This window comes from Streptomyces viridochromogenes DSM 40736 (assembly GCF_000158955.1).
Taxonomy (GTDB): Bacteria; Actinomycetota; Actinomycetes; order Streptomycetales; family Streptomycetaceae; genus Streptomyces; species Streptomyces venetus.
In genome coordinates, this window is record NZ_GG657757.1 from 6,511,985 (window position 1) to 6,529,496 (window position 17,512).

The 17,512-nt window shown below is 71.1% G+C and carries 11 protein-coding genes; 8 read left to right on the forward strand and 3 right to left on the reverse strand.

Annotated features, from left to right (window positions below):
• The first annotated feature begins 106 nt into the window (after window positions 1-106).
• The 3 genes from SSQG_RS28790 (at window position 107) to hflX (ending at window position 5,611) form a co-directional block, all read left to right on the forward strand.
• Window positions 107-2,275, forward strand: a complete 2,169-nt coding sequence (locus SSQG_RS28790; protein ID WP_003993433.1) for a RelA/SpoT family protein — start codon at window positions 107-109, stop codon at window positions 2,273-2,275.
• A gap of 181 nt (window positions 2,276-2,456) precedes the next feature.
• Window positions 2,457-3,947, forward strand: coding sequence for a M1 family metallopeptidase (locus SSQG_RS28795; protein WP_003993434.1), 1,491 nt, complete (start codon window positions 2,457-2,459; stop codon window positions 3,945-3,947).
• Window positions 3,948-4,117: 170 nt separating this feature from the next.
• On the forward strand, window positions 4,118-5,611 hold the full coding sequence (hflX, locus tag SSQG_RS28800) for a GTPase HflX (protein WP_003993435.1): 1,494 nt from the start codon (window positions 4,118-4,120) through the stop codon (window positions 5,609-5,611).
• 92 nt (window positions 5,612-5,703) lie between these two features.
• Here the strand turns inward: hflX and SSQG_RS28805 are convergent, their stop codons facing one another.
• Both SSQG_RS28805 and SSQG_RS28810 read right to left on the reverse strand, forming a co-directional pair.
• A complete protein-coding gene (locus SSQG_RS28805; protein ID WP_039933811.1) occupies window positions 5,704-6,906 on the reverse strand; it encodes a trypsin-like serine peptidase in 1,203 nt (400 codons plus the stop codon).
• A 192-nt stretch (window positions 6,907-7,098) separates the two neighbouring features.
• The gene (locus SSQG_RS28810; protein ID WP_003993437.1) at window positions 7,099-8,322 is read right to left on the reverse strand and encodes a trypsin-like serine peptidase; all 1,224 of its coding nucleotides are present in this window, start codon (window positions 8,320-8,322) and stop codon (window positions 7,099-7,101) included.
• A 332-nt stretch (window positions 8,323-8,654) separates the two neighbouring features.
• Here SSQG_RS28810 and SSQG_RS28815 point away from each other — a divergent pair, with 332 nt between their 5' ends.
• The 4 genes from SSQG_RS28815 (at window position 8,655) to SSQG_RS28830 (ending at window position 15,293) form a co-directional block, all read left to right on the forward strand.
• On the forward strand, window positions 8,655-10,076 hold the full coding sequence (locus SSQG_RS28815) for an aminotransferase class III-fold pyridoxal phosphate-dependent enzyme (protein ID WP_003993438.1): 1,422 nt from the start codon (window positions 8,655-8,657) through the stop codon (window positions 10,074-10,076).
• A 139-nt stretch (window positions 10,077-10,215) separates the two neighbouring features.
• Entirely contained in the window at window positions 10,216-12,183 is a 1,968-nt protein-coding gene (locus SSQG_RS28820) for an IucA/IucC family protein (RefSeq protein ID WP_003993439.1), read from the forward strand.
• A gap of 83 nt (window positions 12,184-12,266) precedes the next feature.
• Window positions 12,267-13,145, forward strand: a complete 879-nt coding sequence (locus tag SSQG_RS28825) for a GNAT family N-acetyltransferase (RefSeq protein WP_003993440.1) — start codon at window positions 12,267-12,269, stop codon at window positions 13,143-13,145.
• Window positions 13,146-13,316: 171 nt separating this feature from the next.
• Entirely contained in the window at window positions 13,317-15,293 is a 1,977-nt protein-coding gene (locus SSQG_RS28830) for an ATP-dependent DNA helicase (protein ID WP_003993441.1), read from the forward strand.
• Window positions 15,294-15,529: 236 nt separating this feature from the next.
• Here SSQG_RS28830 and lexA read toward each other — a convergent pair whose 3' ends face one another.
• Window positions 15,530-16,309 carry a transcriptional repressor LexA gene (lexA, locus tag SSQG_RS28835; protein ID WP_003993442.1) on the reverse strand — a complete coding sequence of 260 codons (780 nt, stop codon included), beginning with the start codon at window positions 16,307-16,309 and terminating at the stop codon, window positions 15,530-15,532.
• Window positions 16,310-16,931: 622 nt separating this feature from the next.
• Here lexA and nrdR point away from each other — a divergent pair.
• Window positions 16,932-17,492 carry a transcriptional regulator NrdR gene (gene nrdR, locus SSQG_RS28840; protein WP_003993443.1) on the forward strand — a complete coding sequence of 187 codons (561 nt, stop codon included), beginning with the start codon at window positions 16,932-16,934 and terminating at the stop codon, window positions 17,490-17,492.
• Window positions 17,493-17,512: the final 20 nt, after the last annotated feature.

The following is a 17,512-nucleotide window of genomic DNA, read 5'->3' on the forward strand; positions in this document are numbered from 1 at the left end:
GGCTCGGTAGCATCAAGCACCGGCCCGGACGGGGGACCGAAGCCGCCCCGTGAGCCGTGTCCGCCCTGGGGCACCCGTCCGCCGGTCCACGCAGCCGGAGGTGCCCATGAGTGCGGAGGCCACGAATTCCGTGACCCCAGGCCCGATGCCGGGCGCGGTGTCAGGACCGGTGACACCGACAGCCCCCCGCAGAAAGGCCCGCCCCCGGATCGACCTGCGCCGCCTCGGCCGTGCCGCGCTGCTCGGCCCGGCCGCCCGCGACCGGCTGCCCGACGCCATCAGCCACGTCGTCGAGGCACACCGCGCCCATCACCCCGACGCGGACCTCGAACCCCTGCGCCGCGCCTACGTCCTGGCCGAGTCCTCGCACCGCGGCCAGATGCGCAAGAGCGGCGAGCCGTACATCACGCACCCGCTCGCCGTCACCCTGATCCTCGCCGAACTCGGCGCCGAGACCACCACGTTGACCGCGTCCCTGCTCCACGACACCGTCGAGGACACGGACGTGACGCTCGACCAGGTGGGCCGGCAGTTCGGCGAGGAGGTCCGCTACCTCGTCGACGGCGTCACCAAACTGGAGAAGGTCGACTACGGCGCCGCGGCCGAGCCCGAGACCTTCCGCAAGATGCTCGTCGCCACCGGCAACGACGTGCGCGTCATGTCGATCAAACTCGCCGACCGGCTGCACAACATGCGCACCCTCGGCGTGATGCGACCCGAGAAACAGGAACGCATCGCCAAGGTGACACGTGACGTGCTCATCCCGCTCGCCGAACGGCTCGGCGTCCAGGCGCTCAAGACCGAACTGGAGGACCTGGTCTTCGCGATCCTGCACCCCGAGGAGTACGACCGCACAAGGGAGTTGATCGTCCGCAACGCCGCCCGCGCCGACGACCCGCTCGCCGAGGTCGCCGACGAGGTGCGAACCGTGCTGCGCGAGGCCGACATCCCGGCCGAAGTCCTCATCCGGCCCCGCCACTTCGTCTCCGTGCACCGCGTCTCCCGCAAACGCAGCCGGCTCCGCGGCTCCGACTTCGGCCGCCTCCTGGTCCTGGTGAACGAGGACGCCGACTGTTACGGCGTCCTGGGCGAACTCCACACCTGTATGACGCCGGTGGTCTCGGAGTTCAAGGACTTCATCGCCGTACCGAAGTTCAACCTGTACCAGTCGCTGCACACCGCCGTCGCCCGGGAGGACGGGCAGGTCGTCGAAGTCCTCATCCGCACGCACCAGATGCACAAGGTCGCGGAGGCCGGAGTCGTCGCGCTCGGCAACCCGTACGCCCCGGCTCCCGACGACCCGGCCGACGGCGAGCGCGTCGACCCCACCCGGCCCGGCTGGCTCTCCCGGCTCCTCGACTGGCAGGAGGCGGCACCCGACTCGGACCACTTCTGGTCGACCCTGCGCGAGGACCTCGCCCAGGACCGCGAGATCACCGTGTTCCGGCCCGACGGCGGCACGCTCGGCCTGCCCGAGGGCGCGACCTGCGTGGACGCCGCGTACGCGCAGTACGGCGAGGACGCGCACGCCTGCATCGGCGCCCGCGTCAACGGCCGCCTGGCGACGCTGAGCACCGTCCTGAAGGACGGCGACACCGTCCAGCTCCTCATGGGCCAGGACCCGGCGTCCGAGCCCTCCCGGGAATGGCTGGAGCACGCGCACACACCGGCGGCCCGGATCGCCATCCAGCGGTGGCTCGCCGCCCACCCCGTGCAGGCCGAGGCCCAGCGGACCGAGACCCGGGAGGACCGGCAGACCGAGGACCGCGCGGCGGCTCCCCGCCCCGCCACCGCCGACACCCCCGACCAGGACGGACCGATCCCCGGCAACGTCCTCACCGACCGGCCGGGCGCGACCGTCCGGCTCGCCCGATGCTGTACACCCGTACCGCCCGACGAGATCACCGGTTTCGCCGTTCGCGGGGGAGCGGTCACCGTGCACCGCGTCGAGTGCGCGGCGGTGGACCGCATGAAGGACGGGGGGCGTACGGAGGTCGGCGTGCGCTGGGGCGAGGCCACCGAGTGCCGGGTCACGCTGGTCGCCGAATCGTTCGTCCGTCCCCATCTGCTCGCGGACCTCACCGAGGCCATGGCCCTCGAAGGCGCCGAGATCGTCTCCGCGACCGTCGAACCCCCGACCCAGCAGCAGGTTCGCCACACGTACACCGTGCAGCTCCCGGACGCGGGCCACCTGCCCGCCCTCATGCGCGCGATGCGCAACGTGGCCGGGGTGTACGACGTGAGCCGGGCCCAGCCGCAGACGCAGGGCGGCTGAGCCGGACCCGGCCGCAGATCCAGGGCGGCTGAGCCGGTCCCGGCCGCAGATCCAGGGCGGCTGAGCCGGGCCGGAACCGGGCACACGAAGGCGGCTACCGGCCCAGACCCCGGTCCCCGGTTCGGGTGGGACGGACGCGTGTCGTCCCCGTCGCGCTCCGGCGCGCTGATAGCCGTGGGGCATGCTTCTCACCCCCCACAGCCACGCCCCCCGCCCGCGCCCCCGGAGAACGGCGGCGGCGCTGCTCGCCTCGGCCGTCTCCGTCTGCCTCCTCGCGGCGAGCGCCCCCGTCGTTCCGCTCGGCATCGGCGACCGCCTCTTCCCGTACCTGGGCAACCCCGGCTACGACGTGGCTTCGTACGACCTCTCCTTCACCTACTCCGGCAGCAACAGCGAACCGCTGCAGGCCGTCACCACCATCGACGCCCGGACCACCGCCGACCTGGACCGCGTCAACCTCGACTTCGCCCACGGAACCGTCCGCTCGGTCGAGATCGACGGCGAGCCCGCGACGTTCAGCACCGCCGGTGAGGACCTGGTGATCACCCCCGGTGCCACCGTGCCGGACGGCAATCGGATGCGGATCACCGTGCGTCACACCAGCGACCCGAGGCCGCCCAAGGGCCGTGAGGGCGGCTGGGTGCGCACCGCCGACGGCCTCGCCATGGCCAACCAGGCCGACGCCGCGCACCTGGTGTTCCCCTGCAACGACCACCCCTCCGACAAGGCGATGTACACCATCCGGATCACCGCGCCCGAGGGCCACACGGCCGTCGCGGGCGGTCTGCCCACCGGTGTGGACAGGTCCGGCGGATCGGCCACATGGACCTACCGCACCCGGCACCCCATGGCCACCGAACTCGCGCAGGTCTCCATCGGCCGCTCCACGGTGCTGCACCGCACCGGCCCCCACGGACTGCCGGTGCGCGACGTCGTACCGACCCGGCACCGCAAGGCGGTCGAGCCCTGGCTGGAGAAGACCCCCGGCCAGATCGCCTGGATGGAGAGCAAGCTCGGCCGCTACCCCTTCGAGACGTACGGCCTGCTCGCGGCCGACGTCTCCACCGGCTTCGAACTCGAGACCCAGACCCTCTCCCTCTTCGAGCGGGAGCTCTTCACCGAGAACGCCCACCCGGCGTGGTACATCGAGTCGATCATGGTCCACGAGCTGGCCCACCAGTGGTTCGGCGACAGCGTCAGCCCTCGCACCTGGTCCGACCTGTGGCTCAACGAGGGATACGCCACCTGGTACGAGGCGATGTACGCCGAGGAGCGGGGCGGAAAGACGATGCGGGACCGGATGAGGGACGCGTACGGCGCCTCCGACGGGTGGCGCACGGCCGGCGGACCGCCCGCCGCCCCCAAGGCACCCGAGCCCGGGAACAAGGTCGGCATCTTCCGGCACAACGTCTACGACGGCGCCGCGCTCGTCCTGTACGCCCTGCGCCAGGAGATCGGCGGCCCGGCCTTCGACCGCCTGCAACGCGCCTGGGTCAGCCGCCACCAGGACGGCACGGCCTCGACACAGGACTACGTCCGGCTCGCCGCCGAGATCTCCGGACGCGACCTGAGCGGCTTCTTCCAGGCCTGGCTGTACGGCGAGAAGACCCCGCCGATGCCGGGACACCCGGACTGGAAGCCCTCGGCGTCCGCGACCGCGGCGGCCCGATAACACGGTGACGAGACGCCCCGTGCCGTGCGACTATCGACGGGTCGGCGCGGCACGGAGCGCCGGGAATCTCCCGGAGGACTCCTGCGTTGTGCACAATGACGGGCCGGTTCCGGCCGGTCCGGGACAGCACTTCGTCGCCGTAAACGGTTTCCCAGCTACGTAAGGATCCAATGACCTCCTCTTCTTCCCCTTCCCAGGACACCAAGCGCTTCGCGCACAGCCACCCCGAGGGTCTTCGGGCCGATGCCCTGATGGAAGAGGACGTCGCCTGGAGCCACGAGATCGACGGAGAGCGGGACGGCGACCAGTTCGACCGCTCCGACCGCGCGGCCCTGCGCCGTGTGGCGGGCCTCTCCACCGAGCTCGAGGACGTCACCGAGGTCGAGTACCGCCAGCTCCGCCTGGAGCGGGTCGTGCTCGTCGGCGTCTGGACCACGGGAACCGCTCAGGACGCGGACAACTCCCTCGCGGAGCTCGCCGCCCTCGCGGAGACGGCCGGCGCGCTCGTGCTCGACGGTGTGATCCAGCGCCGCGACAAGCCCGACGCAGCGACGTACATCGGCTCCGGCAAGGCCGTGGAACTGCGGGACATCGTCCTCGAGACGGGCGCGGACACCGTCATCTGCGACGGTGAGCTCAGCCCGGGCCAGCTGATCCACCTCGAGGACGTCGTCAAGGTCAAGGTCATCGACCGTACGGCCCTGATCCTGGACATCTTCGCCCAGCACGCCAAGTCCCGCGAGGGCAAGGCGCAGGTCGCGCTCGCGCAGATGCAGTACATGCTGCCGAGGCTCCGAGGCTGGGGTCAGTCGCTGTCCCGGCAGATGGGCGGCGGCAAGGGCGGCGGCCTCGCCACCCGTGGTCCCGGTGAGACCAAGATCGAGACGGACCGGCGGCGGATCCGCGAGAAGATGGCGAAGATGCGCCGGGAGATCGCGGAGATGAAGACCGGCCGCGAGATCAAGCGCCAGGAGCGCAAGCGCCACAAGGTGCCCTCGGTCGCCATCGCGGGCTACACCAACGCCGGCAAGTCCTCGCTGCTCAACCGCCTCACGGGCGCGGGCGTGCTGGTCGAGAACGCCCTGTTCGCGACCCTCGACCCGACCGTGCGCCGGGCCGAGACCCCGAGCGGACGGCTGTACACGCTGGCCGACACCGTCGGCTTCGTCCGCCACCTGCCCCACCACCTGGTCGAGGCGTTCCGCTCCACGATGGAGGAGGTCGGCGAGTCCGACCTGATCCTGCACGTGGTGGACGGGTCGCACCCGAACCCGGAGGAGCAGCTGGCCGCCGTGCGCGAGGTCGTCAGGGACGTCGGCGCCACCGACGTACCCGAGATCGTCGTGATCAACAAGGCCGACCTGGCCGACCCGCTCACACTGCAGCGCCTGCTGCGCGTCGAGAAGCGGTCCATCGCCGTCTCGGCCCGCACGGGCCGGAACATCGACCAGCTGCTCGCGCTCATCGACAACGAGCTGCCGCGCCCCTCGGTCGAGGTCGAGGCTCTCGTTCCGTACACGCACGGCAAGCTGGTCGCCCGTGCCCACGACGAGGGCGAGGTGCTCTCCGAGGAGCACACTCCGGAGGGCACCCTGCTCAAGGTGCGGGTGCACGAGGAACTGGCGGCGGAGCTCGCGCCGTACGTTCCGGCACCCCTCGCCTGACTTGTGCAGAAGGCCCGCCCCCGAGCAGCTCGGGGGCGGGCCTTCGTAGTGTGCGGCCTTCGTGGCGTGTGCGGCCTTCGTGGCGTGTGCGGTCAGCGACCGCCGTAGGTCTTGCTCATGTTCTGGTAGAGCGCTTCGGCCTCCCGGCCCAGCTGCGGGCCGGCCAGCCAGGTGTTGTCGGCCGGGCCGATCGAGGTGTTGGAGACCAGCACGGACTTGCCGTCGCGCACCCGGAACCAGCCGCCGCCGGACGAACCGCCGGTCATGTCGCAGCCGATGCGGTACATCGTCGGCAGGCTCGGGCTGAGCGAGAACCGGCCGGGGACGTCGACGCACTTGAACATCTTCAGGCCGTTGTAGGGCGGCGCTGCCGGGTAGCCCCAGGCGCCCATCTTGGCGGCCTCGGCCGCGGACGGCGCGGAGAAGTCCACGTCCAGTGCCGCGCCGACCGTCTCCTCCAGCGACTTGGCGCCCTGCTCGGGCTTCACATGCAGCACGGAGTAGTCGTACGCGGCCCCGTCGCCGCCGGTCTCCGAGCCGCCCTGGATCCACTGGTTGGAGGTCGAGGCCCAGTCCGCCCACCAGTTGCCGTACGGGGCGATCTCCGCCGGGTTCGCGTTGCCGAGCTCCGCCTCGGACTTGCCGAGGTCGTTGTAGGCCGGGACGAACATGATGTTGCGGTACCAGCCGCCGTCGCCGCCGGCGTGCACGCAGTGGCCCGCCGTCCACACCAGGTTGGACTTGCCCGGGTGGTTGACGTCCTTGATCACCGTGCCGGAACAGACGGCCGGACCGTCGGGGGAGTCGAAGAAGACCTTGCCGACCGGCGCCGCGTTCTCGTGGTACGGCGTCTTCTCGGCCTGCGCCTCGACGGGCGCGGGGTCCGGGTCGGTGACGCCCCGGCCGGCCGACGCGTCCTTCGTCGTGACCGTCTTGTTGGCCTCCTTCGCGGACTTCATCCGCTCCGGCTTCCAGAGGCCCGCGATCACCGGGTTGACGAAGTCCTTGGCGTCGCTGAGCCACTTGTCCCTGTCCCAGTTTTTCCAGCCGCCGTCCTTCCACTGGTCGACGTCGATCCCGTGCTCCTTGAGCTTGCCGGCGAGGTCGGCCGGGATCTCGGCCTTGCCGCCGCCGTCCGTGGCCTGCGAGGTGGTGGCGTCGGGCTTGTCGCTCGCCGAGTCCGCGGAACCGTCACAAGCGGTCGCGGTGAGCGCCAGGACGGCGACGAGCCCGGTGGCGGCGAGAACGGCGCGGCGCCCGCGCTTCGGTGCCGCGGGCATACGTGTGGAACGCATGGTGCATTGACCCCCGTTGGTACGTACGAGTGTGGTGCTGTGTGTGCATGTCACACACCGGGCGCCGGGGCTTCCCGGCGCGACTCCCCACTATGCCCGGGGAGTTGAGGGCGTACCGGGGCGGGGCGGTGAAGGTTTCCGTGAGTCCACGGGCGGTTGCCCGCCCCGCCGCCGACGGTGCTCAGCCGGCCGTCACCGGCCCGCGAACTTCTTGCTGACCGAGTCGTAGACACCCTCGGCCACATCACCCAGACGCGGTCCGGCCAGCCACCCCGACTTCACCGGACCGATCGAGGTGTTGGACACCAGCGCCGGCTTGCCGTCCGAGCCGCTCGCGACCCAGCCGCCGCCCGACGCGCCGCCGGTCATGGTGCAGCCGATGCGGTACATCGTCGGATCCGACGCGGTCAGCGACAGCCGACCGGGCTGGTCCTGGCAGCGGAACAGCTTCTGCCCGTCGTACGGCGGCGCGGCCGGGTAGCCGATCGCGGTGACGCTCTTCGCCTTCGGTACGGCAGGCGCGTCGAAGTCGACCGGCAGCGCCGAACCGACCGTCTCCTCCAGCGACTTGCCGCCGCTGCCCTTCTCCGGCGTCACATGGATGACCGCGAAGTCGTACGGCGCGCCGTCCCCGCCCGTCGAGCCGCCCTGCTCGATCCACTGGTCCGAGGTCTGAGCCCAGTCACCCCACCAGACACCGTAGGGAGCGACGTCCTCCCTGGTGGCGTTCTCCAACTCGGCGACCGGCTTGCCGTCGTCGTTGTACGACGGCACGAACGCGATGTTGCGGTACCAGCCGCCCTTCTTGCCCGCGTGCACGCAGTGGCCCGCCGTCCAGACGAGGTTGGACTTGCCCGGGTGGGCCGGATCCTTCACCACCGTCGCCGAGCAGACGGCCGAGCCCTCGGGGGAGTCGAAGAAGACCTTTCCGGCCGTGGGGACGTTGGCGTGGTACGACGGCGGCACGGCCTGGGCGTCGACCGGCTCGGGCGTGGGGTCGGTCACGCCCTGGTCACCGGAGAGGTCGCTGTCGTCGACACCCTGGTCGGGCTCCTCCGCGTCCCGCATGCGGTCCGGGTTCCAGAGCCCCTCGATGATGGGGTTGATGTACTCGTTGGCCTCGCGCAGCCAGTCGTCCCGGTCCCAGTTCTTCCAGGCGCCGTCCTTCCACTTGTCGACGTCGATGCCGTGCTCGCGGAGCCGGTCCCTGAGGTCGGCCGGGATCTTCAGCTTGCCGTCGTCGGAGGCGCTCGCGGACGCGGAGGCCTCACCGCCCGCCGCGGCGTCGCCCGACTCGCAGGCGGTAGTGGTCAGCGCGAGCACCGAGGCGAGAGCCACGGCGGCCGGCACGGGGGAGATCCTGCGGCGCGCCCTCCCCCCTCGGCCGACGGTGGACGACGTCCGTATGGATCGCATGATGTGACTCCCCCTGAGGTGGAACGAGTGTGGACGACCGGCGCGTCGGTTCCGTCTTCCGCTGACTGACGGGACGTTCGGGCCGCCTCCGCGCGGCGTCCGGGAACGGCACCACACACTATGCGGTGGCTGTGGGGGAGGGCCGACGGATCCGCAACAGTTCCGTCACGGCAAGGATCTTGAAGCAACCCGTAACCCGGTGAGCGGACCGGGGTTGGTAGGGGTGAGGGGCCTGCTGTCCGTGTGCGGTCCCCTGTGCCCGTGCCCAGTGGGAGGTCAGGGAAGTCGTGGCGGAATCGACCCAGGTGGGACGCGCGTCCGAGGCGGCCGCTGTGGGGCTTGCGCCGGGGAAGTCCCTCCCCGGTGGCGCCGCCGACCGCACGGCGACCGGCGCGCGCACCACACACGAGGGGATTCTGCGCCGCCAGTCCGCGCGAGAGTCCGCGGCCCGCACCTACGCCCGCGCCCTGCCCATCGTGCCGGTGCGGGCCCGCGGGCTGACTATCGAGGGCGCCGACGGCCGCCGCTACCTGGACTGCCTCTCGGGCGCAGGCACCCTCGCGCTCGGGCACAACCACCCGGTCGTCCTGGAAGCCATCCGCAGGGTCCTCGACTCCGGCGCGCCCTTGAACGTCCTCGACCTGGCCACCCCCGTCAAAGACGCCTTCGTCACCGAACTGTTCCGCACCCTGCCTCCCGGACTCGCCGACCGCGCCCGCGTCCGGTTCTGCGGACCGGCAGGCAGCGACGCGATGGAGAGCGCTTGCGACCTGGTCCGTGCGGCGACCGGGCGGACCGGCCTCCTCGCGTTCACCGGTGACGGTCACGGAAGGACCACCGGGCCACTCGAAGCGCCCGCGGGCGAACCTGCCGGACGGGTCGCGCATCTGCCCTCCCCGCAGGACCACCGCTGCTCGCCCGACGTGGGCGGCGAGCGCGGCGGCGGCCTCGCCGCCCACTGGACCGAGTCCCTCCTCGACGGCCCCGGGCCCGGCGTGCCACTCCCCGCCGGGGTGATCGTCGAGCCCGTCCAGGGCGAGGGCGCGGTGATCCCCGTTCCTGACGCCTGGCTGCGGCGCATGCGGCAGCTCACGGCCGACCGGTCCGTCCCGCTGATCGCCGACGAGATCGAGACGGGCGTCGGCCGGACCGGCGCCTTCTGGGCGGTGGAGCACAGCGGAGTGACCCCCGACGTCATGGTCCTTTCGAAGGCCATCGGAGGCAGCCTGCCGCTGGCCGTGGTGGTCTACCGCGACGACCTCGACGCCGGAACACCGGACGCCGACGCCGACACCTTCCCCGGCAACCAACTCGCCATGGCCGCCGGAACGGCGACCCTCGCCCACGTCCGCGAGAACCACCTCGCCCAGCGCGCGGCTGATCTCGGGACGCGGATGCTGCGCCGACTCCAGGGGCTGGTGGACGAGTTCGCGTGCGTGGGCGATGTACGGGGCCGGGGGCTGATGCTCGCGGTGCAGTTGGTGGACGACGACCCGGGGCACTCGGCGATGCCGGACAGCACGGAGCGGACCCTCCCCACCACCCCCGAACTGGCCGCCGCGGTCCAGCGGGAGTGCCTGCGACGGGGTCTCATCGTCGGACTCGGCGGCCGCCACGCGAACGTCGTACGGCTGCTGCCGCCCCTGACGATCAGCGACGAACAGGCAGCCGCCGTGCTGGACCGCCTGGCCGACGCCGTCGAGGCCGTGGCCCGACGCCACGGCGTTCCGACGAACGCTCCGTGCGCGCCGTGAGCCTGCGAGCCGAGGGAGTCCACGCACGGCATGCGCCGCCACACCACGACCCCTCGCTCTCCTGCAAGCGAGCCGATGAAAACTCCTCTGCTCGCAGGCCGCGCCCCACGACCCGGAACCACCCGACAAGGAAACCCACTTGAACGCCACGCCCCAGCCCCAGGACCAAGGAACGACTCCTGGACGAGGCCGCACCGACTCCCTGGCCGTGGGGACATCGGCGAACCCGGTGGTTCCGCGGCAGAGGCCCGGGGCGCAGCACACCGAGGTGCTGGACGGCCGGACGCGGGTCGGCGCTCCGGCCGCAGACCTCTTGGCCCACCCCGACCCGCACACCGCCGCGCAGGCAGCGGCCGTCGAGACCCTGCTGCGCTGCTGGGTGCGTGAGACCGGCCGACCCGCCCCCTGCGACGGCATCCTCCGCATCCCCCTTCCCTCCACCGGCACGGCACTGCTCGTACCGGTCCGCTACTGGTCCCCTACGGGCTGGCACCGCTTCGGTCCTCCACGCCTCGCCGACACCCCTGATCACGCACCACCGGCGGACGCCGTCACGGTCGCCGCCCTGTTCACCAGGGAGGCCTCCGCAGGTGCCTCCGGTATCAGCGGCGCATGCGACACCGGCATCGGGCTGGTCGCGGGGGTGGCCGACTCTCTCCGCCGCGTCGCCGCCTTCATCCACGACCGTCGGGAACACCCGGTCGACGATCCCGACCGCTTCCTGGCCGCTGAACAGGCCCTCGTCCTCGGACACCCCCTGCACCCGACCCCGAAGAGCCGCGAGGGCCTCTCCGAGTCCGAAGCACCCCTCTATTCGCCCGAGTCGCGCGGGTCCTTCCCCCTGCACTGGATGGCTGTCGCCCCCTCCGTCCTCGCCACCGACTCCGCCTGGACCGAACGCGGCCGCCCCGTCGCCGCGGCCCTGCTCACCGCCCGCCTGGCCGGAACCGGACTCCCACTGCCGGACGGATACGCCCTCCTGCCCCTGCACCCCTGGCAGGCACGCGAGATCCGGCACCGGCCGGAGACCGCGGCCCTGCTGGACAGCGGACTGCTCCGTGACCTCGGCACCCACGGCGCCCCCTGGCACCCCACCTCCTCCGTACGAACCGTCTACCGGACCGGCGCCCCCGCGATGCTCAAACTGTCGCTGGGCCTGCGCATCACCAACTCCCGTCGTGAAAACCTCCGTAAGGAACTGCACCGGGGCGTCGAGGTCCACCGCCTGCTCCGCAGCGGGCTCGCGCAGCAGTGGCGGGCCGCGCACCCGGGCTTCGACATCGTTCGCGACCCCGCCTGGCTCGCTGTCGACACCGCCGACGGCGCCCCGTCGGCCGGACTGGACGTGATGATCCGCCACAACCCGTTCAGCGCCTCGGACGATGTGTCCTGCCTCGCCGGACTCATCTCGCCGCGCCCGCGCTCCCAGGTCCGGCCCGGAAATGCTCCAGACCACCCCGAGACCCACGAGACCCACGACCCGGTCATGCGGTCCCGGCTCGCCGAGGTCGTCACTCGTCTCGCCCGCCGGACCGGCCGACCTCTCGGAGCGGTCGCCGCCGAGTGGTTCCTGCGCTACCTCGAGCACGTCGTGCGTCCCGTCCTGTGGCTGGACAGTGAGGCCGGCATCGCCCTGGAGGCGCACCAGCAGAACACCCTGCTCCTGCTGGACGCCGACGGCTGGCCCACGGGCGGGCGCTACCGCGACAACCAGGGCTATTACTTCCGCGAGTCCCGACGCGCGGACCTCGACACGCGTCTGCCCGGCATCGGAAGGCAGAGCGACACGTTCGTCCGCGACGAGGTCACCGACGAGCGCTTCACCTACTACCTGGCGATCAACAACGTGCTCGGCCTCATCGGCGCGTTCGGCTCCCAGCGACTGGCCGATGAACGGCTGCTGCTCGCCGCCTTCCGCCGCTTCCTCGCAAGCGCCGCCTCCGGTCCGGCCCGGCTGCGCACCCCACTGCCCGCCCACCTGCTCGACTCACCCGTGCTGCGCTGCAAGGCCAACCTGCTGACCCGCCTGCACGGCCTCGACGAACTCGTCGGCCCGGTCGACACCCAGTCCGTCTACGTCACCATCGCCAACCCCCTGCACTCCTGATCACCCTGACCGTCCTCCGGTCACAACCGACCTCCTTCATCCCTGAGGATCCGCCTCACCCGCCTTCCCGAGAGGAGCGTTTGGTGCCTCCTGCCGACCCGACCACCGGTACTGATTCCGCTGCCCCCGTCCCTGACGACGTCAGCTCAGATGCCGCTTCCGGTTCCGATGCCGAGTCCGGTCCCCTGGCCGACTCCGGTGCGGACGGGCAGGGGGAGGACACCATGGACCTGCATCTTCCGGACGAGTTCCTCGCCCTCATCGCGAAAGAGGAGGCGGACAGCTACGGAGCGCGGTGGCCGGCTCACGACACGGCTGAGCCTTCCCTCTCCCACACCATGACCGGTGACACCTTCGCCCCCTCGGCTCTCCCCTTCCTCCCCACCGAGGACGATCTCCTCGACCGCGTCGCCGGCTGGGGCCCCGTCGACACGTCCGCGGGCATCTTCCACCTCGTCCCCGTACGGATCGAGCGCGACCTTCCGCTCGTCAGCCGTTGGATGAACGACCCCGCAGCCGCGGCGTTCTGGGAGCTGTCCGGACCACCGAGCGTGACCGAGGACCATCTGCGGGCCCAGCTCGGCGGCGACGGACGCAGCATTCCGTGCATCGGCGCGCTCGACGGAACACCGATGAGCTATTGGGAGATCTACCGGGCGGACCTGGATCCGCTGGCCCGTCACTACCCGGCCAAGCCCCACGACACCGGACTCCACCTCCTCGTCGGCGCGGTCGCCGACCGAGGGCGTGGTCTCGGCGGTCTCCTGCTGCGAGCCGTGGCCGATCTCGTTCTCGCGCGGCGCCCGTCCTGCGCGCGCGTCATCGCGGAACCCGACATTCGCAACACCCCCTCCATCGCCGCCTTCCTGACCGCCGGCTTCCGGTTCTCCTCCGAGGTCGACCTGCCCGCCAAGCGCGCCGCCCTCATGGTCCGGGACCGGTCCCTCCGAAATGTGATGTAGCTCTGCAGCTCTGTAGCCCTGTGTCACCGTGCCATCACTCATTGAACGCGGGCGGCGCCGCCGTAGTTCCCGCTGTCCCGACCTCGTCGAGGAGCCGCAGACCTTGATCCCGCCCCCCGTTGCCTCCTTGATCACCCGTTTGTCAGTGCTGGGTCGTAGGGTGGTCGCGCTATGACGAAGCCCTCACTCCCCGAACTCCTGCATGCTGCCGTCACTGCCGTCGGCGGTACGGAGCGCCCCGGTCAGGTGACCATGGCCGAAGCCGTCGCGGAGGCGATCGATGACGGCTCTCACCTGCTGGTCCAGGCCGGCACCGGCACCGGCAAGTCGCTGGGCTATCTGGTGCCCGCTCTGGCGCACGGGGAGCGTGTGGTCGTCGCGACCGCCACCCTGGCCCTGCAGCGCCAGCTGGTGGAACGCGACCTGCCGAGAACGGTCGAGTCGCTGCACCCCCTGCTGCGCCGCCGCCCGGAGTTCGCGATGCTCAAGGGCCGGTCGAACTACCTGTGTCTGCACCGCCTGCACGAGGGCGTTCCGCAGGACGAGGAGGAGGGCCTCTTCGACCAGTTCGAGGCGGCCGCGCCCACCAGCAAGCTGGGCCAGGACCTGCTGCGGGTGCGCGACTGGGCCGACGAGACCGAGACCGGTGACCGTGACAACCTCACGCCCGGCATCTCGGACCGGGCCTGGGCGCAGGTGTCGGTGTCGTCGAGGGAGTGTCTGGGCGCCTCGAAGTGCGCGTACGGGGCGGAGTGCTTCGCCGAGATGGCCCGTGAGCGGGCCAAGCTCTCCGACGTCGTCGTCACCAACCACGCGCTGCTCGCGATCGACGCCATCGAGGGCGCCCCGGTGCTCCCGCAGCACGAGGTGCTGATCGTCGACGAGGCACACGAGCTGGTCTCGCGGGTCACCGGAGTCGCGACCGGCGAACTCACTCCCGGCCAGGTCAATCGTGCGGTGCGCCGTGCCGCGAAACTCGTCAACGAGAAGGCCGCAGACCAGCTCCAGACCGCCGCAGAGGGCTTCGAGCGGCTGATGGAGCTTGCGCTGCCGGGGCGCCTGGAGGAGATTCCCGAGGACCTGGGGTACGCCCTCATGGCGCTGCGCGACGCGTGCCGCACCGTCATCTCCGCGATCGGCGCGACGCGCGACAAGTCGGTCCAGGACGAGGACGCCGTCCGCAAACAGGCCCTGGCCTCCGTGGAGAACGTGCACGACGTGGCGGAGCGGATCACGAACGGCTCCGAGTGGGACGTGGTCTGGTACGAGCGCCACGACCGCTTCGGTGCCTCCCTGCGTGTCGCCCCGATGTCCGTGTCGGGGCTGCTGCGGGAGAAGCTCTTCGCGGACCGTTCCGTGGTGTTGACGTCAGCGACGCTGAAGCTGGGCGGCGACTTCAACGGCGTCGGCGCCTCCCTCGGCCTCGCCCCCGAGGGCTCCGAGGGCGACGACCTCCCGCAGTGGAAGGGCATCGACGTCGGCTCGCCGTTCGACTACCGCAAGCAGGGCATCCTCTACGTCGCCAAGCACTTGGCGCGCCCCGCGCGGGACGGCGACCGCGCGGACATGCTCGACGAACTGACGGAACTGATCCAGGCGGCGGGCGGGCGCACCCTGGGCCTTTTCTCCTCGATGCGGGGCGCCCAGCTGGCAGCCGAGGAGCTGCGGTCCCGGATTCCGGAGTTCCCGATCCTCCTGCAAGGGGAGGAAACGCTCGGCGAGCTCATCAAGAACTTCGCGGCCGACCCCAAGACGTGCCTCTTCGGCACCCTGTCGCTGTGGCAGGGCGTGGACGTCCCCGGACCCAGCTGCCAGCTGGTGGTCATGGACAAGATCCCGTTCCCGCGCCCGGACGACCCTCTGATGAGTGCCCGGCAGAAGGCCGTGGAGGAGGCGGGGGGCAACGGATTCATGGCGGTCGCCGCCACTCATGCCGCGCTCCTCATGGCCCAGGGCGCCGGCCGTCTCGTGCGCGCGTCGGGTGACCGCGGTGTCGTCGCCGTCCTGGACCAGCGTCTGGCGACCGCCCGGTACGGCAGCTATCTGCAGGCGTCACTGCCCGACTTCTGGTACACGACGGACCGTAATCAGGTGCGGAAGTCACTGTCGGCGATCGACGCGGTGGCCAAGCAGACGGAAGCCGAGTAAGCCCTGGGAGGCGGCCTGCCGCTCGAGTGCAGGCCGCCTCCCACGTCACAGACAGAGCCCGTGCACGTCTCAGATGTAGCTCTTGCGCATGTCTGACGAAGCCCACGGACAACCTGCACGTCACAGCGGAAGCGCATGTCGGGGCTGGACAGCGCAGGGCCCCGGAACCGGCGCAGGGGTCCCGGGGCCCGGTCAGGGGGCGGGCTGGTGGGGCCCACCCGACGCGGTGCGCGGCGTCAGACGCGGCGCAGCACGGCCACCACCTTGCCGAGGATGGTCGCGTCGTCGCCCGGGATCGGCTCGTAGGCCGCGTTGTGCGGCAGGAGCCAGACATGGCCGTCCTCGCGCTTGAAGCGCTTGACGGTGGCTTCGCCGTCGAGCATGGCGGCCACGATGTCACCGTTCTCGGCGACCGGCTGGCGGCGGACCGTGACCCAGTCGCCGTCACAGATCGCGGCCTCGATCATCGAGTCACCGACGACCTTCAGGACGAACAGCTCACCGTCGCCGACGAGCTGGCGGGGGAGAGGGAAGACGTCCTCGACGGACTCCTCGGCGAGGATGGGGCCACCGGCGGCGATACGGCCGACCAGCGGGACGTACGAAGCGGCCGGCTTGCCCGCGGTGTCCGTGGGCTGCACCGAGGCGGCCTGGTCAGAACCGCGCACCTCGTACGCGCGCGGCCGGTGCGGGTCGCGGCGCAGGAAGCCCTTGCGCTCCAGTGCCATCAGCTGGTGTGCGACGGAGGAGGTGCTGGAGAGGCCGACGGCCTGGCCGATCTCACGCATCGACGGCGGGTAGCCACGCCGCTGCACGGAGTCCCTGATCACCTCGATCACACGGCGCTGGCGGTCGGTGAGTCCGGAGCTGTCCGCCCGGATGCCGGGAGGTCGGCCCGGCAGGGAGCGCTTTTGCCCCTCCGGGTTCGTGGCTTCGCTCATCGCATGCACCGGCTCCAGTCGGCCCTGGGAGCGGTCCTGGGCGGTGATGGCGGCACTGTCTGCGGTGGTGGTCACGTCGGCCCCTCTCGATGGTCTCCCTGCTGGACAACGGTAGTTGCTTTCGAAAGGTTGCGCCAAACACACGTTCGAGTGAAAAATCGCGATTCGACTGACGCGATCATGTGTCCGGGTGTATTGGCTACCGCGCCGCCTGACGGGCAAAAGGGCCCATTGCTGTACTCTTCACCGCCGGGGTGATCGCCTCGTGGACTGTTGTCCCAGTCTGCCATCCGGCATTCCCTTGCCTTGGGAGCAGCCCGCATCTGTGCGGGAGTCCCACGCCCCCTCCTCGCGGCGCCCACGGTATCTCCGCATGTGCCGTAGCGATACAGCTGTGCCCCGAACGGATGCGACGGGCGGGTCGTGGGGGCGCGAACGGCGGTGCGGCCCGGGTCGTACGAGGTCGGCGCGGTCCGACCGGTCGCGTGTCACCTGCGCTGACGCGCGCGACGCGCGCATATGGCGTGGATGTATGAGCCAATCCCCACATCTAGTGGTTGGATTGCATCGGCAGCCCACAAGTTGTGGTCCCCCGGGTCTCCGCGCTCATGGTCATCGCCTATGCTTGGGGCTGCTTCGTGGGGCGCAAGAGGTCTCGCGAGGCTATTGAGTCTGCTGTGAGGAGGGTTGGGAGTTCATGCACTGCCCCTTCTGCAGGCACCCCGACAGCCGCGTCGTCGACAGCCGTACGACCGACGACGGCACGTCGATCCGCAGGCGCCGCCAGTGTCCGGACTGCTCCCGTCGTTTCACGACCGTGGAGACGTGTTCGCTGATGGTGGTCAAGCGGTCCGGAGTCACCGAACCCTTCAGCCGCACCAAGATCATCAATGGTGTGCGCAAGGCGTGCCAGGGACGGCCCGTCACCGAGGACGCGCTCGCCCAGCTCGGCCAGCGGGTCGAGGAGGCGGTGCGGGCCACCGGAAGCGCCGAGCTGACCACCCACGACGTGGGGCTGGCCATACTCGGCCCGTTGCAGGAGCTCGATCTCGTCGCCTACCTGCGATTCGCCTCCGTCTACCGGGCGTTCGACTCGCTCGAGGACTTCGAGGCGGCCATCGCGGAACTCAGGGAAGAGACGGGACGCCCCGAGGTGGACGACGGCGACCGCGAGGACGCGGGGGCGGGGAGCCAGGAAGACGACCGCGGGCCCGGAGGGACGACACCGGTCCCCGAGCCCGCAGGCGCCGCCGACTGACCGGCGGGCCGGACCCGGAA

Bases quoted from the DNA above. Each gene is read 5' to 3' on its own strand.
- SSQG_RS28790 (WP_003993433.1), top strand. From the start codon at position 107: ATGAGTGCGGAGGCCACGAATTCCGTGACCCCAGGCCCGATGCCGGGC.
- SSQG_RS28795 (WP_003993434.1), top strand. From the start codon at position 2,457: ATGCTTCTCACCCCCCACAGCCACGCCCCCCGCCCGCGCCCCCGGAGA.
- hflX (WP_003993435.1), top strand. From the start codon at position 4,118: ATGACCTCCTCTTCTTCCCCTTCCCAGGACACCAAGCGCTTCGCGCAC.
- SSQG_RS28805 (WP_039933811.1), bottom strand. From the start codon at position 6,906: ATGCGTTCCACACGTATGCCCGCGGCACCGAAGCGCGGGCGCCGCGCC.
- SSQG_RS28810 (WP_003993437.1), bottom strand. From the start codon at position 8,322: ATGCGATCCATACGGACGTCGTCCACCGTCGGCCGAGGGGGGAGGGCG.
- SSQG_RS28830 (WP_003993441.1), top strand. From the start codon at position 13,317: ATGACGAAGCCCTCACTCCCCGAACTCCTGCATGCTGCCGTCACTGCC.
- nrdR (WP_003993443.1), top strand. From the start codon at position 16,932: ATGCACTGCCCCTTCTGCAGGCACCCCGACAGCCGCGTCGTCGACAGC.